Origin of the sequence: Streptomyces sp. NBC_00076 (assembly GCF_045041235.1) — a bacterium.
In the GTDB taxonomy this organism is placed as follows: domain Bacteria; phylum Actinomycetota; class Actinomycetes; order Streptomycetales; family Streptomycetaceae; genus Streptomyces.
This window is the reverse complement of record NZ_CP108242.1, coordinates 5,380,752-5,403,255: the sequence shown is the minus strand read 5'-3', so window position 1 is coordinate 5,403,255 and position 22,504 is coordinate 5,380,752. Positions and strand designations below refer to the sequence as shown.

19 protein-coding genes are annotated in these 22,504 nt (G+C 69.2%); 8 read left to right on the top strand and 11 right to left on the bottom strand.

The window, feature by feature from the left end; genetic code table 11:
- Positions 1-19: 19 nt before the first annotated feature.
- Entirely contained in the window at positions 20-2,116 is a 2,097-nt protein-coding gene (locus OHA64_RS24530; RefSeq protein WP_405616518.1) for a PhoX family protein, read from the bottom strand.
- A 257-nt stretch (positions 2,117-2,373) separates the two neighbouring features.
- Between OHA64_RS24530 and OHA64_RS24525 the strand changes: the two genes are divergently transcribed.
- The 4 genes from OHA64_RS24525 (at position 2,374) to OHA64_RS24510 (ending at position 7,232) form a co-directional block, all read left to right on the top strand.
- On the top strand, positions 2,374-4,089 hold the full coding sequence (locus OHA64_RS24525) for a VWA domain-containing protein (RefSeq protein WP_405616515.1): 1,716 nt from the start codon (positions 2,374-2,376) through the stop codon (positions 4,087-4,089).
- A 129-nt stretch (positions 4,090-4,218) separates the two neighbouring features.
- On the top strand, positions 4,219-5,943 hold the full coding sequence (gene metG / locus OHA64_RS24520) for a methionine--tRNA ligase (protein ID WP_405616513.1): 1,725 nt from the start codon (positions 4,219-4,221) through the stop codon (positions 5,941-5,943).
- A 113-nt stretch (positions 5,944-6,056) separates the two neighbouring features.
- Positions 6,057-6,533, top strand: a complete 477-nt coding sequence (locus OHA64_RS24515; protein ID WP_405624082.1) for a hypothetical protein — start codon at positions 6,057-6,059, stop codon at positions 6,531-6,533.
- An 87-nt stretch (positions 6,534-6,620) separates the two neighbouring features.
- Complete coding sequence (locus OHA64_RS24510) at positions 6,621-7,232, top strand: hypothetical protein (protein WP_405616511.1); 612 nt, start codon at positions 6,621-6,623, stop codon at positions 7,230-7,232.
- 105 nt (positions 7,233-7,337) lie between these two features.
- On the opposite strand, the gene OHA64_RS24505 is transcribed toward OHA64_RS24510, so the two are convergent.
- On the bottom strand, positions 7,338-8,681 hold the full coding sequence (locus tag OHA64_RS24505; protein WP_405616509.1) for a polysaccharide lyase family 1 protein: 1,344 nt from the start codon (positions 8,679-8,681) through the stop codon (positions 7,338-7,340).
- Between the two features lie 204 nt (positions 8,682-8,885).
- Between OHA64_RS24505 and OHA64_RS24500 the strand changes: the two genes are divergently transcribed.
- Complete coding sequence (locus tag OHA64_RS24500) at positions 8,886-9,251, top strand: PH domain-containing protein (protein WP_405624081.1); 366 nt, start codon at positions 8,886-8,888, stop codon at positions 9,249-9,251.
- Between the two features lie 46 nt (positions 9,252-9,297).
- Here OHA64_RS24500 and OHA64_RS24495 read toward each other — a convergent pair whose 3' ends face one another.
- The 3 genes from OHA64_RS24495 to OHA64_RS24485 are packed head-to-tail and all read right to left on the bottom strand — an operon-like array spanning position 9,298 to position 10,536.
- Positions 9,298-9,480 (bottom strand): DUF397 domain-containing protein, encoded by a 183-nt coding sequence (locus tag OHA64_RS24495; RefSeq protein ID WP_405616507.1) that lies wholly within the window; start codon positions 9,478-9,480, stop codon positions 9,298-9,300.
- A 25-nt stretch (positions 9,481-9,505) separates the two neighbouring features.
- Positions 9,506-9,682, bottom strand: a complete 177-nt coding sequence (locus OHA64_RS24490) for a DUF397 domain-containing protein (protein ID WP_405616505.1) — start codon at positions 9,680-9,682, stop codon at positions 9,506-9,508.
- Positions 9,683-9,684: 2 nt separating this feature from the next.
- Positions 9,685-10,536, bottom strand: a complete 852-nt coding sequence (locus tag OHA64_RS24485) for a helix-turn-helix domain-containing protein (RefSeq protein ID WP_405616503.1) — start codon at positions 10,534-10,536, stop codon at positions 9,685-9,687.
- Positions 10,537-10,777: 241 nt separating this feature from the next.
- On the opposite strand from OHA64_RS24485, the gene OHA64_RS24480 reads away from it, so the two are divergent.
- Together OHA64_RS24480 and OHA64_RS24475 are read left to right on the top strand one after the other, a co-directional pair.
- A complete protein-coding gene (locus OHA64_RS24480; RefSeq protein WP_405616501.1) occupies positions 10,778-11,215 on the top strand; it encodes an ATP-binding protein in 438 nt (145 codons plus the stop codon).
- Positions 11,216-11,279: 64 nt separating this feature from the next.
- Positions 11,280-12,731: an ATP-binding protein gene (locus tag OHA64_RS24475; protein WP_405616499.1), complete on the top strand. Its 1,452-nt coding sequence runs from the start codon at positions 11,280-11,282 to the stop codon at positions 12,729-12,731.
- Between the two features lie 36 nt (positions 12,732-12,767).
- Here the strand turns inward: OHA64_RS24475 and OHA64_RS24470 are convergent, their stop codons facing one another.
- From OHA64_RS24470 to aspS, 5 genes are all read right to left on the bottom strand, one after another.
- Positions 12,768-13,202 carry a hypothetical protein gene (locus OHA64_RS24470; RefSeq protein WP_405616497.1) on the bottom strand — a complete coding sequence of 145 codons (435 nt, stop codon included), beginning with the start codon at positions 13,200-13,202 and terminating at the stop codon, positions 12,768-12,770.
- Positions 13,203-13,452: 250 nt separating this feature from the next.
- On the bottom strand, positions 13,453-14,796 hold the full coding sequence (locus tag OHA64_RS24465; RefSeq protein WP_405616494.1) for an MFS transporter: 1,344 nt from the start codon (positions 14,794-14,796) through the stop codon (positions 13,453-13,455).
- Positions 14,797-14,961: 165 nt separating this feature from the next.
- Positions 14,962-15,897: a dioxygenase gene (locus OHA64_RS24460; RefSeq protein WP_405616492.1), complete on the bottom strand. Its 936-nt coding sequence runs from the start codon at positions 15,895-15,897 to the stop codon at positions 14,962-14,964.
- 157 nt (positions 15,898-16,054) lie between these two features.
- Complete coding sequence (locus OHA64_RS24455) at positions 16,055-16,984, bottom strand: intradiol ring-cleavage dioxygenase (protein ID WP_405616490.1); 930 nt, start codon at positions 16,982-16,984, stop codon at positions 16,055-16,057.
- Between the two features lie 134 nt (positions 16,985-17,118).
- Positions 17,119-18,882 carry an aspartate--tRNA ligase gene (gene aspS, locus OHA64_RS24450; protein WP_405616488.1) on the bottom strand — a complete coding sequence of 588 codons (1,764 nt, stop codon included), beginning with the start codon at positions 18,880-18,882 and terminating at the stop codon, positions 17,119-17,121.
- Between the two features lie 170 nt (positions 18,883-19,052).
- On the opposite strand from aspS, the gene OHA64_RS24445 reads away from it, so the two are divergent.
- The gene (locus OHA64_RS24445; protein WP_405616486.1) at positions 19,053-21,365 is read left to right on the top strand and encodes a SpoIIE family protein phosphatase; all 2,313 of its coding nucleotides are present in this window, start codon (positions 19,053-19,055) and stop codon (positions 21,363-21,365) included.
- Here the strand turns inward: OHA64_RS24445 and OHA64_RS24440 are convergent.
- Positions 21,308-22,393 carry an AI-2E family transporter gene (locus OHA64_RS24440; protein ID WP_405616484.1) on the bottom strand — a complete coding sequence of 362 codons (1,086 nt, stop codon included), beginning with the start codon at positions 22,391-22,393 and terminating at the stop codon, positions 21,308-21,310. The two genes, OHA64_RS24445 and OHA64_RS24440, sit on opposite strands and share 58 nt — an antisense overlap.
- Positions 22,394-22,504: the final 111 nt, after the last annotated feature.

Below are 22,504 nucleotides of genomic sequence, written 5' to 3'. Positions count from 1 at the left end.
CACCGCCCCCCTCGTCCCACTACACGCCGATGTCGTCACCGTCCGCACGCCACACGGCCACCACCGCCGGGCGGACGATCTTGCCGGGACCGTCGGGCCACGCGCTGGCCGGCTTCTCCACGGTGGCGCCGCTGATCTCGCCCGGGTGCTGCACGGACACGAGCACCCGCCGGTCCTGGACGATCGGACCGCAGGTCTCGGCGCCGATCGGCATGGTCAGGAACTGCTTGAGCTCACCGCGCCGCTCTCCCTTCGTGGCGACACCGAAGAGGCCGTCGTGGGAGCCGAGCTGGGCGCCGTCCGTGGAGATCCACAGGTTGCCGTGCGGGTCGAAGGCCACGTTGTCCGGGCAGGAGATCGGACTGACCTTGTCCTTCGGGAATCCGGCGAAGTAGGTCGCCGGGTCCTTCGGGTCGCCCGCCACCAGGAACAGCGTCCATGCGAACCGGGTGCTGTCGGCCCGGTTCCAGCGCTCGGTGAGCTCCAGGACGTGCCCGTGCTTGTTGGCGTTGCGCGGGTTCGCCTCGTCGGCCGGGGCGTTCGTACCGACACCGCGGTTGGTGTTGTTGGTGAGGGCGACGTACACCTTGCCGGTGTGCGGGTTCGGCTCGATGTCCTCGGGTCGGTCCATCTTGGTCGCGCCGACCTTGTCACCGGCGAGCCGGGTGAAGACGAAGACCTCGTCCGCGGTCATGCCCTCGACGTGCGACACGGCACCCTTGGCGGTCGCGGTGGCCAGCGGGATCCACTCACCGCCGCCGTCGAACTCCCCGTCGGCGGGCAGCTTGCCGCTCCCGTCGATCTCGATGGCGGGGGAGTCGCCGGTGAGCCGGGCGACATACAGCGTGCCCTCGTCGAGCAGTGACAGATTGTGCTCGCGCACGGCACGGGAGGTCCCGTGCTTCATCCGCTTGCCGCCGACGAACTTGTAGAAGTAGTCGAACCGCTCGTCGTCACCGGTGTAGACGACCGGACGTCCGTCCTTCGTGAGCCGCACGGTCGCGCCCTCGTGCTTGAACCGGCCGAGCGCGGTGTGCTTGCGGGGCGTGGAGTGCGGGTCGTACGGGTCGAGCTCGACGACGTACCCGAAGCGGTGCGCCTCGTTCGGCTCCTGGGCGACGTCGAAGCGCTTGTCGAACCGCTCCCACTTGCGCTCACTCGCACCCGTGCCGATGCCGTAGCGCTTGTCCGTGTCCCGGCTCGCGTTGGCGAAGTACTGGTTGAAGTTCTCCTCGCCGTGCAGGGTCGTACCCCACGGGGTGGTCCCGCCGGAGCAGTTGTTGAGGGTGCCGAGGACCTTGCGGCCGGTCGGGTCGGCGGACGTCCTGAGCAGCGCCGACCCGGCGGCGGGCCCGGTGAGCCGGAACTCGGTGGTCGCGGTGACGCGACGGTTGAGGTGGTGCCGGGGCACGGGGGTGAGCCGCCCGCTCTTGCGGTCCGCCTCGACGACGACGGCGGACAGGCCATGAGCCGCCCAGGCGATCTCGACCTGCTCTCGGGTCGGGGCGGCGGCGTTGTACCCACGGAACATGAGCACCTCGTCGGTGTACTCATGGTTGGCGACGAGCACCTGCCGGCCACGCTCACCGGGCAGCGGCAGCAGCGCGAGAAAGTCGTTGTTGTACCCGAACTGACCGGCCTGGGCGGCGGCGGTCTGCTTCTGGGGGTCGAAGGCGGGCGCACCGCGCAGGATGGGCTCGCCCCAGCGGATGACCACGTTCTGCCGGTAGCCGTCCGGGATGGTCACGACATCGGCGGTGTTCGGCGCGACGGCGGTGAACCGCAGCCCACGCGCGCCCTTGGAGGTGCCTGGCCTGGAGCCAGTACGACCGCTGCCGCTGTCGCCGGCGCCGCTGCCGCCTTCGGCCGCGGCGACCGGCGAGGCGAGAGCGGCCCCCGCGGCACCGGCCACGGTGACGACGGCGGCGGCCCGCATCATCGAGCGACGGCTCAGCGCCCCGGCGATGACGTCGCCCACGTACGGATTGGCGGAGGTGTTCGGCGCCGGGTGGAAACAGGCGTCACCACACCGGAAACGGCACGTCAGGGCGGACCGCCCGCCAGGATGCGCATCGGACGACGTGGAGTTCGTGATCAACGGCAACTGCGTACGCACTTTGCTCTCCCCTTGCTTCCCCTTGAATCCGGCGTTACGAAAAGTAGGGGGGCGTCCGTGCGGGAGCGGGGCGTGCCGATGAACTACGGGTGAACCCGGGGTGGCTGTAGGGCGGTTGACGGTGACTGAATGTGAGCCTTGACGCCGGGGTCACCGTGTGGGCGGCCCCTGCCTAAGATGCCCGCAGGGGCCGCTAACCTTACGTGTCCGTCCTGGCCAGGGATTGACGGCTTCAACTCACGCGAAGGGTTGCGCACATGGGCATTCTCACTCTCCTGCGGAATGCGTTGGGCAGGTCACGCAAGGGGCGTACCGCCGATGCAGAGGGTGCGGAACGGACTCCTTCGCAGGAAGCCGAGCAGATTTCCGCACAGGAAGCGGACCGGACTCCTTCGGAGGAGACGGCACCGAAGGTACCGTCCCCGGCGACCGAGCCGACCCCGGAGCCGACCGCCGAGCCGCGGCCGACTGCGGCCACGACCACACCGGCGGCGGCACCGGAACCAGCACCGGCACAGAAGCCGGCGCAGGTGCCGGAGCCCCGCACGTCCCCGCTCACCGCGCAGGAAGAGCACGACCTGGTCTCCGCCGCCTTCGACAAGGTCGCGGTCCCGAAGCGGAACTCTTCGACGGACCCGGCGGACCCGGCGGAGGGGTCGGCGGTCGAGAAGGCGCCGGTCGAGGAGGCCGTCGTCGAGAAGCCGGTGGTCGAGAAGCCGGGCGCGGAAGAGCCGGCGGTCAAGCCTGCTGCCGAGACGGAGCCGGAGCCCGTCAAGGAAGCACCGGCGGCTGAACCGGTCGCCAAGGCTGAGCCGAAGGCCGAACCGGTCGCCAAGGCCGAGCCGGTCACCCAGGCTCAGCCGAAGGCCGAACCTGAGGCTGAGTCGAAGCCGACCGCCAAGCCGAAGGCCACCGCCGAAGCCACTCCCGAGCCCGAGAACGAGCCGGAGCCCCAGCCCGAGCCGAAGGCAGTGGCGAAGACTGCCGTCGAGCCGTCGGCCACCGAAAAGCCGAAGACGAAGCCGAAGACGAAGCCGAAGCAGGACTCGAGCGCGGAGGCCGCCCCGGAACCGAAGCCGGCCGCCAAGCCGAAGGCTGAGTCGAAGCCGGCCGCCAAGCCGAAGGCCACCGCCGAGGTCACCCCCGAGCCCGACCCGGTGATCGAACCGACGCCGGAACCGACGGCCGAGGCCACCCCGGAACCCGCCCCGGAGCCGACCCCTGAACCGGCATCGGCGCCGACCCCCGAGCCCGCGGCCGCCGACGCCGGGAACAGCAAGGGCAAGGCCGGGAACGGCAAGGACGGCAAGGACGCCCCCCAGGCCGCACCCCCGGTCCCCGTGACCCTCCGCACCGCCTACACCGCCGCCGCCACCACCCTCGGCGCCAAGAACCTCACCGGCACCACCGCGAAGGTCTACCTCGTCCTCGACCGCTCCGCGTCCATGCGCGCGTACTACAAGGACGGCTCCGCCCAGGCCCTCGCCGAGCAGACCCTCGCCCTCGCCGCCCACCTCGACCCCGCGGCCCCGGACGCCAAGGTCCACGTCACGTTCTTCTCCACGGAGGTGGACGGCACCGGCGAGCTGACCCTCACCGACCACGACAACAAGATCGACGAGCTGCACGCGGGCCTCGGCCGCATGGGCCGTACCAGCTACCACGTGGCCGTCGCGGACGTCCTCGCCCACCACGACAAGGAAGCCCCCGGCACCCCCGCCCTGGTCGTCTTCCAGACGGACGGCGCCCCGGACGCGAAGACCCCCGCCACCCAGTCCCTCACGGACGCGGCGGCGAACCACCCCTCCGTCTTCTTCTCCTTCGTCGCGTTCGGTGAGCACGACAACAAGGCGTTCGACTACCTCCGGAAACTGAAGACCGACAACACGTCCTTCTTCCACGCCGGCCCGACCCCCCGCGAGCTCACGGACGCCGAGCTCTACGAGGGCGTACTGGCGACCTGGCGCCCGTAACCCGGCACCACCCCGTCGCACGACGAGCGGCCGCCCCCTTCCCACCCCGTAAAACGGGAGGCGGGCGGCCCACCCATGTCGGCTACGATTTCAAGGTTCGTAAGACGACCGACCTGGGAGCAGCCTCCGATGGCTCGACACCTCATCACCAGCGCCCTTCCGTACATCAACGGAATCAAGCACCTGGGCAACATGGTGGGGTCCATGCTCCCTGCGGACGTGTACTCCCGGTACCTCCGCCGGCGCGGCCACGACGTCCTGTACATCTGCGCGACCGACGAGCACGGCACCCCCGCCGAGCTGGCGGCGAAGGAGCAGGGCCTCCCCGTGGCGGAGTTCTGCGCGCAGGCGCACGACGCGCAGAAGGCGGTCTACGACGGCTTCGCGCTCGCCTTCGACTACTTCGGCCGGAGTTCCAGCCCGCAGAACGTCGAGATCACCCAGCACTTCGCCCGCAGGCTGAACGAGAACGGCTTCATCGAAGAGCGCGCCATCCGCCAGGTGTACAGCCCGGCCGACGGCCGTTTCCTCCCGGACCGCTATGTCGAGGGCACCTGCCCCCACTGCGGCTACGACAAGGCCCGCGGCGACCAGTGCGAGAACTGCACCCGGGTCCTGGACCCGACGGACCTGATCAACCCGCGCAGCGCCATCTCCGGCTCCACGGAGCTGGAGGTCCGCGAGACCAAGCATCTCTTCCTCCTCCAGTCGAAGCTCCAGCACGAGGTGGAGGAGTGGGTGGCGGCCCATGAGGAGGAGTGGCCGCAGCTGGCCTCCTCCATCGCCCGCAAGTGGCTGAACGAGGGGCTGCACGACCGGGCGATCACCCGTGACCTGGACTGGGGCGTCCCGGTACCGGCGGACACCTGGCCGGAGCTGGCGGCGGAGGGCAAGGTCTTCTACGTCTGGTTCGACGCCCCGATCGAGTACATCGGCGCGACGAAGGAGTGGGCGGACCAGGACCCGGAGAACCGCGACTGGAAGTCCTGGTGGTACGAGGCCGACTCCGGTGAGAACCCGGTCCGCTACACGGAGTTCATGGCGAAGGACAACGTCCCGTTCCACACGGTGATGTTCCCGGCCACGGAGCTCGGCGTGCGCGAGCCGTGGAAGAAGGTCGACTACGTCAAGGCCTTCAACTGGCTGACGTACTACGGCGGAAAGTTCTCCACGTCCCAGAAGCGCGGTGTCTTCACCGACCAGGCCCTGGACATCCTCCCCGCCGACTACTGGCGCTACTTCCTGATCGCCAACGCCCCCGAGTCGGACGACTCGTCCTTCACCTGGGAGCACTTCACGGCGACGGTCAACAAGGACCTCGCGGACACGCTCGGCAACTTCGTCAACCGCGTCCTGTCCTTCTCGAAGAAGCGCTTCGGCGAGGAGGTCCCGGCGGGCGGCACGGCGGGCGAGGCGGAGACGAAGCTGGGCGAGGAGATCGCACGGCTTCTCGCCGAGTACGAGGAGCACATGGAGGCCCTCCAGTTCCGCAAGGCGGCGGCCGCCCTGCGCGCGCTGTGGTCGGCCGGCAACTCCTACCTGGAGGAGAAGGCCCCCTGGCTGGAGATCAAGACCGACAAGGACGCCGCCGCGCTCACCCTCCGTACGGCGATGAACCTCATCCACCTGTACGCGGTGGTCTCGGGGCCCCTCATCCCGACGGCCTCGGCGGCGATGCGCGCGGCCTTCGCCCTCCCCGACGACACGGCCACCTGGGTCTCCGAGGCGGACGCGAAGTCCCTGACCGCCGTCCCCGTCGGCACCCCCTTCACCGTTCCGCCGGTCCTCTTCGCCAAGCTCACGGACGAGGACCTGGCGGCGTACAAGGAGCGTTTCGGCGGTGAGCCGGCGTAACCGGCCGGAACAGCAGGAAGAACGAAGGGCCCGGGAAGCACTCCACTTCCCGGGCCCCGGCCGTACCCCCTGCCGGAACGTCCGCGCCAGACCGTATGGTTTCCGCCATGGCAATGGCAGTTCCCGAGGTCATTCCGATCGCCTACGTACCCAGAAGTCACACCGAGAGCATCGGCCGTTACGCGGACGGTCAGTTCCTGGCGTCGATCACGTATGCCTTCCCCGAGGGGTTCCGTCCGGACGAGGGCTGGGAAGAGCAGAAGCGCCTCTACACCGTGCTCCACACCTTCGACGCCGAGGGCCACTACCGAGACTCGGAGTTCTTGTGCGCGGGCACCTGGGCCGAGCAGCAGGCCGCCCCGTCCGGCGACGACTCGGTCCTCGGCCGCGCCCGGATCCACCTGGCGAAACTCCTGCGCAGCCTCCCCCGCCGCTCCTACACCCACATCGCCGTCCGCCCCTTCCAGGTCACCCTCGACGGCGTCCGTTTCGGCCTGGTGATCCGCGAGGCGGAGGGCGAGTCCTGGGCCGAGCTCTACCCCGACCGCCTCGAATTCGCCGAACCGTGGGACGGCCGGTACGTGACCTGATCGGGCCGTCGCGCGCCAACGGGAAGCTGGACCAGGCGACGGACGTTCACGACGAGGACAGGGTCGCTACTCCGCGCGAAGGACGGCATGCACACGACCATCAGCCCTTTCACTCTCACGTACTGGAAGGAGAAACAGCCCGCCGGGCGAACGAAGTTCGGCTGGGAGGGCACTTCTCCGGAGCTCGGCGATGTCCGGGTGGTGTACCCGGCAGGCCGGGACGTGCCGAACGTGATCGTCACGGATGTGCGGGGTGCTCTGATCCCCGCGTCCACGTTCGAGGCGCGTGGCGCGCACACGGACGTCCTGTCGATGCCGACCCTCAACCGTGCGACGCTCCGAGTGGGCGACGGGCTCGTGCGGATGAGCCGGAACCGTTGGGGGCTTACGCACCGGGGGCGCTCCCTGAACATGACGTATCTGGGCGACGCGTACAGGCTCACGGCGATCAACCGCCGTGCGTACGAGCTGTCCCGGCAGCCCGACGCCGAAGACCCCGGTGTCGTCATCACGGTGCGGCAGTCGGGTCTCGGAAGCGGCAGGAAGGTAAGCGTGCAGGCCGCGGGCCGGGTCCTGCCCGCCGACGTCTCCCTCGCAGCTGTCTTCTCCGGCGTCGACCGGTCCGTGCTCACGCGGAGCGGCGCCGTACGGGCAGGCTTCTCGAGGATCTTCACCTTCTGGGCCGATTCCCAGGCCTGAGCGACCGCCAAAGGTCATGCGCCCCGCGTGAACCGCCCGGTCGGCGGCCTGCCCGGCAGACTCCAGGAGAGACCCGGGAGCACGTCCCGGGCCCCTCGGCATCCGCTACTTCAGAACGCCCGCACCCGTCGTCGACCCCAGCGAGGTCGGCAGGTTCTTCGCCGAGGACTCCAGTTCCGCCGTCAGCGTGGGGGTCCAGTTGACCGTCGTCTTCAGGTCCTTCGAGGACGCCGCGTTGTACGCCGCGACGACATCCGTCGCCGTCCCGTTCACGAGGTTGCCGCTGCCCGCCACGGACCCCGTCCCGTCACCGCTCAGCAGCTTGGCGACCTTTCCGCCCGACGGGACCGTCCAGTAGTTGTTCTGCGCGACGACCTGGGCCTTGGCGCGGGAGTTGATGCTGTACTGCGTCGCGTAGCCGTTGAGGGTCGTGACGTCGTAGTGGTTGTTGTAGATGTGGATCTGGCCGATGCGGGCCAGCGGTGCGCGCTGGACGATGCCCTTCCACACGTTGTGGTGGATGGAGACGCGCAGCTTGCCGACGCTGTCGGTGTCGCTGCTGCCGATCAGCATCGTCTTGTCGTGGTTGGTGAACTGGTTGCGCGAGACGGTCACCAGGTCCGAGCCCTTGGTGATGTCGAGGGCTCCGTCGTGGATCTGGTACTCGCGGCCGTAGTACTTCGGGTTGGCACTGTCGAGGTGCGGCGCGTCGGTGAACGTGTTGTGGTCCGCCCAGACGTGACTCGCGCCGCGCAGGGTGACGGAGTCGTAGTTGGAGTTCCAGTTGCCGTCGTCGCCGTCGGTCGGGTCCCACTGCGGAAAGCAGTCCTCGGTGGCGGCGAAGGTGAGGTTGCGGACGACGACGTTGTCCACGTTCTGGATCTGGAGCATGCCGCCGGTGATGCCCGCCTTGGTGCCGGGGACGCCGACGACGGACGTGTTGGCCGGCACCTTGAAGACGATGTTCTTGGCCTGCTTGCCCTGCGCGGCAGCCCGCGCGGTCTCCTGCGTGCCGGACGGCAGCTTCGAGGTGCCGTAGCTCGCGGGGTCGAACGCCTTCAGGTAGGCGGAGAGCGAGTAGCCGGTGCCGGACGCGTAGTCCGCGCAGGTCAGCTTCTTGCCGGCGTCGTCGGTGTTGGCGTCGATCGTGCCCTTGACCTTGATGATCCGCGGGGTGGTGTCGGAGGCCGACCCCAGCGCCTTCACCAGCTGCGCGCGCGTGCTGACGGTGAAGGTGTGCGCGGCGTCGGCCTTCGCACCGCCAGTGGTTCCGGTGCCGGAGGACGCCCAGCCGTCCTTCGCGGCGAGCGTCTGGTGGAACAGGTCGACGGCTTCCGCGTTCGCGTTCATCACGAGTAAGGAGGTGCCGAGGCCGGCGGCCGCGACGGCGGCGGAGACGACGAGGGTGCGCCGCTTGCGGAGGGACCGGCGGTGGGAGGGGGTTGCCACGAAGGGGGGTCCTTACGGGAGGGTGGAACGTACTGTCACCCCGTCAGTGGCCGCGGATCCGAGAAGGGTTGCCGCTCGTGATCACATCTCCCGCAGCCCCTGTACACAGTTACCACCCGAACGGTATACAACACGAAGATCATGTGAAGCCGGGGCGAAACGGAACGCTTCCGGCCACATATGCCAACCGAGTGGGGGATCCACATGGGCATGTTCGGCAACGCGCACACCGTCGACCCGAGCCAGGCGCAGCAGGACTACGCGCGCCTGCTGGGCGGCGGTGAGCAGGTACAGGCCGCCTACCAACTGGTGCGCGACGTCATCCTGTTCACCGACCGCCGACTGATCCTGGTCGACAAGCAGGGCATCACCGGCAAGAAGGTGGAGTACCACTCCATCCCGTACCGCAGCATCACCCACTTCGCCGTGGAGACCGCCGGCACCTTCGACCTCGACGCCGAGCTGAAGATCTGGGTGTCGGGCAACTCCGTACCGATCGAGAAGACCTTCACCAAGGGGGTCGACATCTACGAGGTGCAGGCGATCCTGACGGAGTTCGTGGCGCGGTAGTTCGACACCGCCCGGGTGGTGGCGCCCGGGCGGTTCGATACGGGGGTCAACGGGTGGGAGCGTCGCGGAGGTGGTCCAGGAGGGCGGCGAGGGTGGTGGGGGCCATGGGGAGTATTCGGGCGGGGACGTCGCTCTCACGGAGGAGCAACAAGGCTTTGGTGTGGGCGAGTTCGACGCAGTTGGCCCCGTCGCTCCCACTGGAGAAGGTGGACTTCTGCCACTGGATCACGGCTCACAGCTCCTTCGCGAGTGCGCTATCGGTCAGCGCGCAGGTGCGCCAGCAGCGCGGCCAGACTGTCGCGGGTGACGGAGAGTATTCGCGCAGGGTCGTCGCTTTCACGGAGGCGGAACGCGGGATCCCCGTGGGCGAGTTCAACGCAGGACGAACCATCCGAACCGCTCGAGAAGGACGACTTCTGCCACTGGGTCATGTCTACAGCTCCTTCGCGAGGCGATGGACAAAGTCCCGCGATTGGGCGGGGTCCAGCGATGCCGACTCCACTTTACGGAAGAGTGTTCGCATCGCCTGGAGCTGTGCCACTGCGTCCACGAACGCTGCGCCCGATGGTGTGTCCTTCTGCACTGTGTCCAGCGCTGGCACCCGTCCGGTCGCGTACAGCAGCGCTGCGCTCGCCCCGGCGAAACCGTCGACATCGAACGGGATCACGCGCACAGTGACGCCAGGCTGCTCGGACTGCCGTAGGACTTCGAGCAGTTGAGCTTGGGCCACGCGCCGATCGGCTACCCGCGTACGCAAGACCGACTCATGCAGTACTGCCGTGTAAGGAGTCTCGCCGCCCTTGGCGAGGACCGCTTTGCGGTGCATACGGTGGGCGACCCTTGCATCCAACTCACTCACCGGAAGTTCCGGACGCCAATACTCGAAGACCGCGCGTGCGTACTCCTCGGTCTGCAGCGGCCCGGTGACATGAGTGGTGCCGATCTCCTGGACCAAGGTCGCGTGGAACTCCAACTCCGCCAGATCCAGGAACAAGGGTGGCAGTACGCCCCGGAACTCCTCCCACCAACCCCGGGTGCGGTCCGTCGCGATCTCCACCAACGCTTCGATCAACTCTGCGTCCGGACAGGCGTAGTGGCCCGCCAACCTGCGCACCCTCTCCTCGCTGATCCCGGCATTGCCCGCTTCGAACTGGCTCATCTTCGCCGGACTCACTCCCAGCAGCCCAGCCGCGTCACGGGACGACAGACCGGCCGCCTCGCGTAGTTTGCGCAGCTCAACACCAAGGCGAACCTGGCGGGCGGTCGGCTGGATCCTCACCGGCATTTGACTCCCACTTCCACAACAGCGCTGACCCTGCGCCGGGCTGGACACCCCGATCGAGTGCAAGGTTATGCAAGCGGCTTGCACGGGAGAAAGATTACCCCCTACCGTCAGTGACGCGACGCACACCCTGCGAAACCGGGACCCCGGAAGCGCACCGCTCCGCCCTGCCATGGCGGACGTGGCAATGCCACCGCCCGCGCGCCGCAGCCCCCACCCTCACCCCCACCGAACGGAGTCACCCATGCCCGAAACCGAACCCTGGGAGTACACGCTGTACGTCCCCCAGGACCCCAGAGCCGTCACCGTCAGCCGCCGCACCCTCCGCCTGATCCTCACGATGCACGGCCTCATCGGCCTCGCCGACGTCGCCGAACTCCTTGCGACGGAGCTGGTCGGCAACGCCGTACGCCACACCAAGGGCCCCGCCGCCCTCCGCGTCCGCCGGTCGGCCGGGGTTCTGCGGATCGGCGCGTGGGACGCGGACCCGGAACCACCCGAACCACCGGGTGAGCTGACGAGCCTGACCGACGCCGAAGAAGGTCGCGGCCTCGCCCTCGTCCGCGCCTGCGCCGATGTCTGGGGCTGGCAGCCGCTGTCGAGGCACGGCAACCGGGGCAAGTACGTGTGGTGCGAACTGGGGTCACCGAACCCCGCTCCGACTGTTCCGAGTGCTATGTAGATTGATTCTACGTAGAATGAATCTACATAGCACTGCATCCAGAAACCCGGCTCGGGGAGACCTCATGCCCACCCCTTTCGTAGGCCGCCAGACTGAGCTGGCCCTCCTCCACAAGCGCCTCGACCGTGTCACAGCCGACGGTGCCGGGGTGGCCGTCGCGATGAGGGGGCGGCGGCAGGTCGGGAAGTCGCGGCTGGTGCAGGAGTTCTGTGATCGGGCCCGGCGACCGTACGTCTTCTTCACCGCGACCAAGGGCGCCTCCCCCCGGGAGGGCATCGCCGACTTCATGGCCGAACTGAGAGAGTCCTCCCTCCCGGCCGACCCGGAACTCGTACCGAAGAGCGCCCCGACCAACTGGCCCGACGCCTTGCGCGCACTCGCCGCCGTCCTGCCCGACTCGCCCAGCGTCGTGGTCCTCGACGAGCTGCCCTGGCTCGCCGAGCAGGACCCCGTGTTCGACGGGGCGATGCAGACGGCCTGGGACAGACTGCTCGCCGGTAGACCCGTGCTCCTGCTGCTGCTCGGCAGCGACCTGCACATGATGGAGCGGTTCACCGCGTACGACCGGCCCTTCTACGGGCGGGCCGACAGCCTGGTCCTCGGGCCGCTCAACCCGGCCGAGACCGGGGACGCGCTGGGGCTGGACGCGTCGGATGCCATCGACGCGCATCTCGTCTCCGGAGGCCTGCCGGGGATTCTGCGTGCGTGGCCGCAGGCGACCCCGGCACTCGATTTCATCGAGGCGGAGTGCGCGGACCCGGCCTCACCGCTCTTCGGTGTCCCGGAGGCGACGCTCATGGCCGAGTTCCCCGCGCCCGACCAGTCCCGCCGGGTACTGGAGGCGGTGGGCAGCGGAGACCGTACGCACGCCAACATCGCGGCGACGGCGGGGAGTCAGAGTGGTGCGCTGCCGTCGGGGATACTGTCCCCCCTGTTGCGACGGCTCACCGAGGAGAAACGGGTCCTCGCCGCCGACACCCCGCTGTCCACCAGCCCGGGCAAGCCCGCCCTCTACCGCGTGGCGGACAGCAATCTCCGCCTCTACCTGGCCGCCATGCGTTCCGCGCAGGCATTGTCGCGACGCGGCCGCCCCGAGGCCGCGTACCGGCTCGTCGTACGCCGCTGGGCCGCCTGGCGGGGCAGGGCCGTGGAGCCCTTGATCCGGGAAGCGCTGGAACTGGCCGCGGTGTCCGGGGACTTCCCCTGGCCCGACACCGCCGAGGTGGGCGGCTGGTGGAACCGTAAGTTCTCCCCGGAGATCGACCTGATCGGCGCCGACCGCGCCCCCGTCGCGAACACCCTCCACTTCGCCGGCTCCGTGAAGTGGCTCTCCTCCCCGTTCGACCATCACGACCTGGCCGCCCTGCAGACGGGCGCCGCCCAAGTACCCGGCTTCGCCCCCGGCTCCACAGGTCTCGCCGTGGTGTCCCTCTCGGGTACGACGGGGCCCCTGGCCGACGCCGGCGTCGAGCTGGTGTGGAGTGCGCGGGACGTGGTCTCCGCCTGGCGGGCCTGAGGTGCGGGACGGCAACCGCCGGGCAGCGAGGGGCGCTCACCCCCGGCCCGACGAGAGCCCGCCCGACAAGACGCCGCTCGTCACACCGCCACCGCCCCCGCCCGGTGCCGGCTGGTCGCTGTCGAGCCCGAGGGCGGTCCGAGCCTCGCGGACGTGCTGGAGTCCTTCCGCGGCGGTGCGCTTCACCTGGGCGTACTCCGCGCCGGAGTTGGCGGTGGCGAGTTGGGCGCGGGCGGTGCCGAGGCGTTCGGTGGCGTCCGTCAGGGCCTGGACCGCGGTCCGGTCGGCGCGTGCCAGGGTCCGTACGTCGAGGGCGGACAGGCTGCCGCCGAGCCGTACCACCCAGCGGTTGGCCTCGGCCTCCTCGTCCAGGTCGGACAGGGCGTCCGGCCGGTGGGCGCGGCGCCGCGCGACGACCGCGCCCACCGCACCGGCGATCAGCAGCAGGGAGAGCAGGGCTGCGCATGCCACGGTTTCCACCTCCGGCGACTCAGGGTCGTACGCGAGTCGTACGGCTGTCGTGTTCCCCATGAGACCGCTTGCCTCTGTGCCTCCCCCACGAGAAATCTGTGCGGCGCCCATGAGGTGCCCGTCACGCATCGGCGTCGGCGCCCGTCAGTGCCCGACCTTCCGGGCCACAGGTGTGGCGGGCGGTGCGTACGCCGACGCCCGGGGCGTGGTCACCCCGGGCGCCTTCTGGTGTTGCTGGTGTTGCTGGTCGTCAGGAGACGACCGGTCGCGCGCCCGTCTCCGGGGCCGCGGTCCGCGCGGGAGCGTCCGGCGTGCCGCGGGTGTTCCTGACGTAGAACACCCCGATCACCGCGAGCAGTGACGCGGCGGAGAGGGTGTACAGGCCGCCGTTCGTGCTGCCGGTGGTGTCCTTGAGGTAGCCGAAGAGCGTGGGGGAGACGAAACCGCCCAGGTTTCCTATGGAGTTGACCACGGCCAGTCCCGGCGCGGCGATCTTGAGGTCGAGTCCGGACTGGGCCATCGGCCAGTACAGGGTGGCCGCGCACTTCCCGCCGACCGCGGCGAGCGTGAGCGCTGCGAGTCCGAACCACGGGGAGCCCAGGGTGGCGAGGAAGGTGCCCACGGCCGACAGGACCAGGGCGATCGCCAGATACGGGCGGCGGTCGGGCGCCTTGTCGGTGTAGTGGCTCACCGTGTACATCGCGATCACGGCGCAGATCCACGGGATGGCCGTGAGCAGCCCGACCTGGAACGGGGAGAGACCGCCGATGTCGTCGACCAGGCTCGGCAGCCAGAAGGTGATCGCGTACCCGGTGAGTGCCATCGCGAAGAAGACGCCGGTCAGCAGGGCGACCTGCGGATGGAGGATGAGCCTGAGGCGGGACACCTTCGGGGCCCGTGCGCGGGCCTCCTCGTCACGGGCGACCGCCGCGCTGAGCGCGTCCTTCTCCTCCCGGGTGAGCCAGCCGGCGTCCTCGATCCGGGAGACGAGGAAGAATCCGGCGATCACACCGACGAGGATCGAGAAGGCGCCCTCCAGCGCGAACATCCAGCGCCAGCCGGCGAATCCGCCCGCTCCGTGCAGTTCGAGCAGCGCGCCCGTGATGGGTCCCGTCACGATGTACGCCGTCGCCGAGCCGCCGAGGAAGATCGCGCTCGCCCGGCCCCGGCTTGAGTCGGGCAGCCACTGGGTGAAGTAGAGGAGCACCCCGGGGAAGAAGCCCGCCTCCGCGACACCGAGGAGGAAACGCAGGGCGTAGAACAGCGTGACGTTGTGGATGAAGCACATCGCCACGATCACCAGACCCCAGGTGATCATGATGCGGGTCAGCCAGACCCGGGCGCCGAAGCGCTCCAGGAGCATGTTGCTCGGCACCTCGAACAGCGCGTACCCGATGAAGAAGAGGCCGGCGCCGAGACCGTACGCGGTGGCGCTCACCCCGACATCGGCCCGCAGTTCGTCCTGGACGAAGCCGACGTTCGTCCGGTCCATCTGGTTGACCAGCAGCATCAGGACCAGGATCGGCAGCATGCGGCGCAGGAACTTGCCCACGGCTCGGCGTTCGGCGTCGGGTGGTGTCACGGCTTCTGACATCGTTGTCTCCCTCGTGGTGCACATACGTGAACTGCAATCACGTACGCGGGCACTGGGGGACGTTACGGAGGCTGATCTTCCGGGTCAATGGGTTGGTTTCAGGTTCACGTATGAGAACAAGAGGAACCGGGTAAACCGTGCGATACCCATTGACCCGGGCGATGATCAGGTGCCGTCGTTCGTCTCGTCAGGCACGACGCCCATCGTGATGGTGCCGAGAACGCCCCGGGCGATGTTCTTCTTGTTGTACTTCAGCTTGAGCAGACCACCCTGGGTGCCGCTCTGGTCGTAGATGTGGTCCTCGGTGAGCGTGGTGCGCTCGGTGGTGCTGGTGGAGTACGGCTCGACCTCGGCGGAGGCGAGCACGGACTCCTCGTCGAAGAAGAACTGGCCGGTGTGGCAGGCGTGCCCGCCCTCGTAGCCGGCGTCCGTCCACTCACCGTCCACATGCACCTTGGTGTGGATGTGGACACAGCGGCCCTGGTACCAGCCAGGGAAGATCGTCTTGAAGGTGACCTGGCCCTGCTTGTCGGTCCTCCAGGTGCCGCGCAGATACCGCTCGTCGTCGGTGGGCTCCTGGTGACCCCCGCCACCGCCGGTACCGCCGGACGGCCTGCCCGACGGCGGCTCACCCGTCGGCGTTCCGGTGGGCGCGCCCGAGGGAGCGCCGGTCGGGACGCTGCCGCCGCCGGTCGACACGCTCTCGTAGCCGGAGTAGATGCCCAGCGCGTCACAGTGCCAGATGTCGACGGCGGCGTTCCTGATCGGCTTGCAGGTCTCGGAGTCGATCACCTTGAGGGTGAGGGTCAGCGGGATGCCCTCCTTGTCCTCGGTGATGTCCCGGCGGAGCTTGTCGGCGTCGATGTAGTAGGGACCCTCGGTGGTCTCCGAGGTCAGCTGGTAGCAGGCCTCCGCGGCACTCGACGTACTCGAAGCCGTGCCCGACGAGGCGGCCGCCGTCGTCTCGTCCGCGGAGGCCGTCATGGCGAGGCCGCCGCCCACGCCCACCGCGGCCACGGCGGCACTGCCCGCCACGACGACCTTGCGACGCGTCAGATCCTGCTTGTGTTTCGGCCCTTGAGCCGTGTGGTTTCCCGTCATGGGTCGGGAATTTAGGTAAGAAGGCTGTCAACGCGGTGGGAAGGGGCTGTGGTTTCCCATGGCATTCCCACGCACCGGCAGAAGGGGCTTGAAAGCAACGGGCGATTCAAGCCCCTCCGAAGCTTCCCGTCCTTTATGGATTCAGGAAAGGCTTCCCTTATGCGGAGGCTGAGGCGCTCGGCCGCGGCGGCATTCCCTGACCGTCGTTCGTGGACTCGGGGTCGACACCGACCGTGAGCGAGGCGTGGACGCCCTTGGCGAGATCCCGCCTGTCGTACCTCAGCCGGAGCAGGCCGCCCTGGGTGCCGCTGCCGTCGTAGATCGAGTCCTCGTCGAGCGTGGTGCGCTCGGCGGTGTTGGACGCGTACGGCTCCAGCTCCGCCGAGGCGAGGACCGACTTCTCGTCGAAGAAGAACTGGCCGGTGTGGCAGGTGTGCCCGCCCTCGTAGCCGGCGTCCGTCCACTCACCGTCCACATGCACCTTGGTGTGGATGTGGACACAACGGCCCTGGTACCAGCCGGGGAAGATCGTCTTGAAGGTGACCTGGCCGTGCCGGTCCGTCCGCCAAGTGCCGCGCAGGTAGCGGGAGTCGTCGGTCGGCTCCTGGTGGCCGCCGCCCGGGGGAGGCCCGGTGGGCGTACCGGTGGGGGTGCCCGTGGGCGCTCCGGTGGGAGCCGGTCCGCCCCCGCCCCCGTTGCCCACGTCCTCGTACCCGGAGTAGACGCCCACCGCGTCGCAGTGCCAGATGTCGACGGCGGCGTTCCTGATCGGCTTGCAGGTCTCGGAGTCGATCACCTTGAGCGCGAGGAGCAGCGGGATGCCCTCCCGGTCCTCGGTGACGTCCCGGCGGAGCTTGTCCGCGTCGATGTAGTAGGGGCCTTCGGTGGTCTCGGTAGTCAGCTTGTAGCAGTCCTCGGTCGAACTCGCGGCGTCGGTGCCGTCCTTGTGGCCGTCGGTCGCGTTCGTCGCGAAGGCGGTGCCGCCGAGGCCCACCGCCGCGATCGCTCCGGCGCCCACGGCAACGACCTTGCGGCGCGTCAGATCCTGGGAGTCCTGCGGCTGTTGAGGCTGTTGATTCACTGTCATGCGCCGGGAAGTTAGGTAAGAACCCTGTCAACGAGCTGAGAAAAGGGCCCGTTTTCCGCACGCACGCAAAAGGGACCGGAAATCGACGGGCGATTTCCGGTCCCTTTGCGATCAGCCGCCTCGAAAGGCTTGCCTTACTTCGGCTGCGGCTTGCGCACCGACAGGTGCAGCTCCCTGAGCCGCGACTCGTCCAGCTCCGTCGGCGCGCCCATCATCAGATCCTGGGCGTTGCCGTTGAGCGGGAAGGCGATCGTCTCGCGGATGTTGGGCTCGTCCGCCAGCAGCATCACGATGCGGTCGACGCCGGGCGCGATGCCACCGTGCGGCGGGGCGCCGAAGCGGAGCGCGCGCAGCATGCCGGCGAACTCACGCTCCACCGTCTCGCTGTCGTAGCCCGCGATGTTGAAGGCCTTGAGCATGATGTCGGGCTCGTGGTTCCGGATCGCGCCGGAGGACAGCTCGACGCCGTTGCAGACGATGTCGTACTGCCAGGCCAGGATGTCCAGCGGGTCCTGGTTCTCCAGGGCGTCCATGCCGCCCTGGGGCATCGAGAACGGGTTGTGCGAGAAGTCGATCTTCCCGGTCTCCTCGTCCTTCTCGAACATCGGGAAGTCGACGATCCAGCAGAACCGGAAGACGTTCTCCTCGAAGTGCCCGGCCCGCCGGGCGGCCTCGACCCGCACCGCGCCCATGATCTTCGAGACCTCGTCGAACTCGCCCGCGCCGAAGAACACGGCGTGACCGGCGGCCAGGGACAGCCGCTTGGTGAGCTCCGCGACGTTCTCCTCGGTCAGGAACTTCGCGATCGGGCCGGTGAGGGAGCCGTCCTCGGTGACGCGCACCCAGGCCAGGCCCTTCGCACCCTGCGAGACGGCGTAGTCACCGAGCTGGTCGAAGAACTTGCGGGGCTGCGCCGAGACGTCCGGCACCGGCAGCGCGCGCACGTGCTTGCCGGCGAACGCCTTGAACTCCGAGCCCTCGAAGATGTCGGTGATGTCGACGAGCTCCAGCTTGGCGCGCAGGTCCGGCTTGTCGGAGCCGTACTTCAGCATCGCCTCGCGGAACGGGATCCGCGGGAACGGCGAGGTGACCTCACGGCCGCCGCCGAACTCCGTGAACAGCTCGGTCATCAGCCGCTCGATCGGCTGGAAGACGTCCTCCTGCTCGACGAAGCTCATCTCGACGTCGAGCTGGTAGAACTCGCCCGGCGAACGGTCCGCGCGCGCGTCCTCGTCCCGGAAGCAGGGCGCGATCTGGAAGTAGCGGTCGAAGCCGGAGATCATCAGCAGCTGCTTGAACTGCTGCGGCGCCTGCGGCAGGGCGTAGAACCTGCCCGCGTGCAGACGGGAGGGGACGACGAAGTCACGGGCGCCCTCGGGGGAGGTCGCCGTCAGGATCGGCGTCGCCATCTCGTTGAAGCCGAGGGTGACCATCTTGTGCCGGATCGCGGAGATGACCGACGTCCGCAGCATGATGTTGCGGTGCATGCGCTCGCGGCGCAGGTCCAGGAAGCGGTACTCCAGGCGCCGCTCCTCGTTGACCCCGTCCTCGGTGTTGATGGTGAAGGGGAGCGGCTGGGCGGCACCGAGCAGCTCGACCTCGCTCACCTCGACCTCGACCTCACCGGTCGGCAGGTCGGGGTTCACGTTCTCCGTGCCACGGGAGACGACCTGGCCGTCGACGCGGACCGTGGACTCCTTGGTCAGCGAGTCGAGAGCGGCGTAGGCGGGCGTGCCGGGACGGGCGACGAGCTGCGTGATGCCGTAGTGGTCGCGCAGATCGATGAAGAGGATGCCGCCCAGGTCGCGCCGATTGTGCAGCCAGCCACTCAGCCGGACGTCGGTGCCGACGTCAGAGGCGCGGAGCTCGCCGCAGGTGTGGGACCTGTACCGGTGCATCGTCGTTTCATCCAGTCTTCGCGGATCGGGGTCTGTTGCACGAGTCTGTTTCGCGCGTCTGTTTCACGTGAAACTCCGCCAAGCGTACCGGGCACCCCGAGATCGACTCCCCACCATTTAGGTCCGCGGATCAGTGGCACTGCTCGGTCGCCTCTCCATAAAGTAGGTCAATGCGTACTGGTGACCCCCTGCCCGCCGTGGGGGAGGCCCTCGTCGCTCTCGCGACCGGCCTGTGGCGCTGGGACAACGACGCGGGCCTCGTCATCCTGGACGCCGAGGCCGCGCGGCTGGTCGGGTTGCCCGCCCGGCCGACCACTCTCACCGAGGGGGCGATGCGCTCCCGCTTCCACCCCGTCGACTGGAACGAGATCGACGGCATAGTCCGGCTCGCCGTCGCCGAGGGCACCCTCGCGGAGGCCCGGCTGCGGATCATGGACGAACACGGCCGTGTCATCCGTACCGTGCGCAGCCGCTCCAAACCGATCGTCGACCCCGCCACCGGCGAGTACGAGCTGATCGGCACCCTCCAGGAGGTCGCCGAGCCGCCGCCGGGCACCGCCGCGCGCACCCCGATCACCGGCGACTGGCGCCGCTCCCGCGAGGCGTTCCTGCTGGACGCGGGCCGTGCGCTGGCCGAGGCCCGTTCCACGGCGGAGGTCCTGCGGGTCGCGGCCGGCCTGTCCATGCCGGGCTTCTCCCCGGACGGCCTGGCCGTCTTCGGTATGGAGGGCGACCGCCTCACGATCATCGGCCAGCACGGCCAGCAGCCCGGCGACGAGAGCGCCTTCTCCCACATGGCCCTCGCGACGGACTACCCCGCCGCAGAGGTGGTCCGCACCGGCCGTGCCGTCTATCTCTCCACGCCCAAGGCCTACAAGTCCCGCTACCCGGCCGCCTGGCCGCTCGCCCGGCATTTCGGCCGTCACTCCTGGGCGTTCCTGCCGCTGACGGTGGCCGGCCGCACGATGGGCGCGTGGATGGCGGCCTTCGCCTATCCGGTGGCGTTCACGCCGGACGAGCGCTCGGTCCTGACGACCGTGGCGAGAATGCTCGCGCAGGCGCTGTCCCGGGCGGGCCTGGCGGAGTCGGAACGGGAGCTGACGGACGGCCTCCAGCGCTCGATGCTCCCCACCCTCGGTCCCGGGATTCCGGGCATGAGCGTCGCGGCCCGCTATGTGCCCACCGGCGGCGGCCTCCAGGTCGGCGGCGACTGGTACGACATGATCCCGCTGCCCAACGGCCGCTTCGCCCTGGTCATCGGTGACGTGCAGGGCCACGACGTCCGGGCGGCCGGCGTGATGGGCCAGCTCCGCATCGCCCTGCGCGCGTACGCCTCGGAGGGCCACCGCCCCGACGCGGTCCTCTCCCGCGCGTCCCGCTTCCTGCACGGGATCACCTACGGCGACCCGGACGCCGCCGACCTGCGCTTCGCGACCTGTCTCTACGTGGAGGCCGACCCGACGACCGGCATCCTGGACGTCGCCCGGGCCGGTCATCCCGATCCGGCGATCCGTATGGCGGACGGCACGGTCCTGGCCCGCCCGACGGCCGGCGGCCTTCCGCTGGGCATCGACCCGGACGCCGACTACCCCACCACCCGGATCACTCTGGAGCCCGGCGAGACGCTCCTGCTCTGCACCGACGGCCTGATCGAGACCGGCGGCCACGACATGGAGACCGGCTGGAAACGCATCCGCGCGATCCTCGAGGAACACGAGGGCGACCTGGAGGAGCTGGCCGACGCCCTGGTCCAGGCCGTCCACGGACCGTCCTCCCACCACACCACCGGCGCGCTGGCCGACCGCCGCGAGGACGACATCGCCGTACTCCTGCTGTGCCGGCAGGGGGACGGCTGCGGATGCGACGACACGGTGGTCATACGCCCCACGGTCCGGCGCACGATGCTGTCGGTGGCCCAGGCGGAACCGGAACGGGTGGCGGTGGCCCGCCATCAGCTGCGGGAGCTGCTGCACGACTGGAGGTCGGCGGACCAGGTCGACTCGGCGGTGTTGCTGTTGTCCGAGGTGCTGACCAACGTCCTGGTCCACACCGACGCCGACGCGCTGCTGCTGGCCGAGGTGCGGGGCGGCCGGAGCGGGGCGGGCGGATCGGACGGGGCGGTTCGGCGCCGGATGCGGGTGGAGGTCACCGACACGAGCGACGACCTCCCGCACAAGCGCAGGCCCGGCGAGCTGGCCTCCTCGGGGCGCGGTCTGATGCTGATCGAACTGCTAGCGGACGCGTGGGGAGTGGATCCGAGGGGCGAGGGGAAGAGCATCTGGTTCGAGCTCCACGAGGCGTCGGACGGGCCCGAGGCGGACACGTCCGGTGAGCCCGCCGGGGGGCTTTTCGCTGACCCTGCCGGGGAGTTGTCCAGTCTTTCCGCCGAGGAGCTGTCCAGTCACTCGGCCGAGAAGCCGTCCAGTCAGTCCGCTGCGGAGTCGTTCGGTGACTCCGCAGTCGACTCCGCCGGAACTCCGTAGCGCGTCCGCAGCTCGTGTACGACGCCGAAGGCGGCGGCGGTCAGCGGTACGGCGAGCAGCATCCCCAGGATCCCCGCCATCGAGGCCCCCGCCGTGATGGCGAGCATCACCAGGGCCGGATGCATCTGGACGGTCCGGCTCTGGATCATCGGCTGCAGCACGTGTCCCTCCAGCACCTGCACCGCGAGCACCACCCCGAGCGCCCACAGGGCGATCACGAACCCCCGGTCGGCGAGCGCGACGAGCACGGCGACGGCGCCGGAGATGAACGCGCCGAGATAGGGGATGTAGGCCCCCACGAAGACGAGCGCCCCCAGTCCGACGGCGCCCGGTACATCAAGGACGAGCAGCCCGACGGTGATGCAGAGAGCGTCGATGAAAGCGATCAGCGTGGTCCCCCGCATGAACCCCTCGACGGCCTCGAAGGCCCGCCGGGCCATGGCTTCCATGAGGTCACCGCTCTGCCGCGGGGCGACGGACCGCAGGCTGCCGATGGCCTTGTGGGAATCCCGCAGGAAGAAGAAGACGAGCAGCAGCGCGAGTACGGCCATGGCGATGGACTCGCCGACGACACTGACCCCACTGAGGACACCGGAGGCCGCCGTCCCCCCGAACTTGCCGAGGAGTTCCCGCGCGTTGGAGGCGACGTCGTCCAGCGAGGTCCCGGCGGCCCCGAAATGCTCCGCGAGCCCCTGCGCCGCACTCTTCAGCGAGGTGAGGATCTCGTCCCCGGTGTCGATGAGCGCGGCCACCACGATGTACACGGCTCCACCGACTACGGCGACCACCGCGACACAGGTGATCCCGGCGGCGACGGACCGGTTGACCTTCGCCTTCACCAGCCGCCGATGCAGAGGCCCGAGCAACGCGGTCCCGAGCAACGCGAGCAGCACGGGCACGACGGCCGTACGGAACTCCACGCAGAGGCGGACCGCGACGTAGACGACTCCGGAGACGAGCAGGGCGACGCCACACCAGGCTCCGAGACGGCGAACGGGGTCGGGAAGGAGCGGTTGCGGTGCGTCCACGCTCCTATCTGGCCATACGTCAGGTTCGGTGTCGCGCTGCGGCCCGCCGAATGGGACTCAGGTGCATGTGTTCGATACCTTGATCCACTTTCGAGTGAACATCCCTGCTGT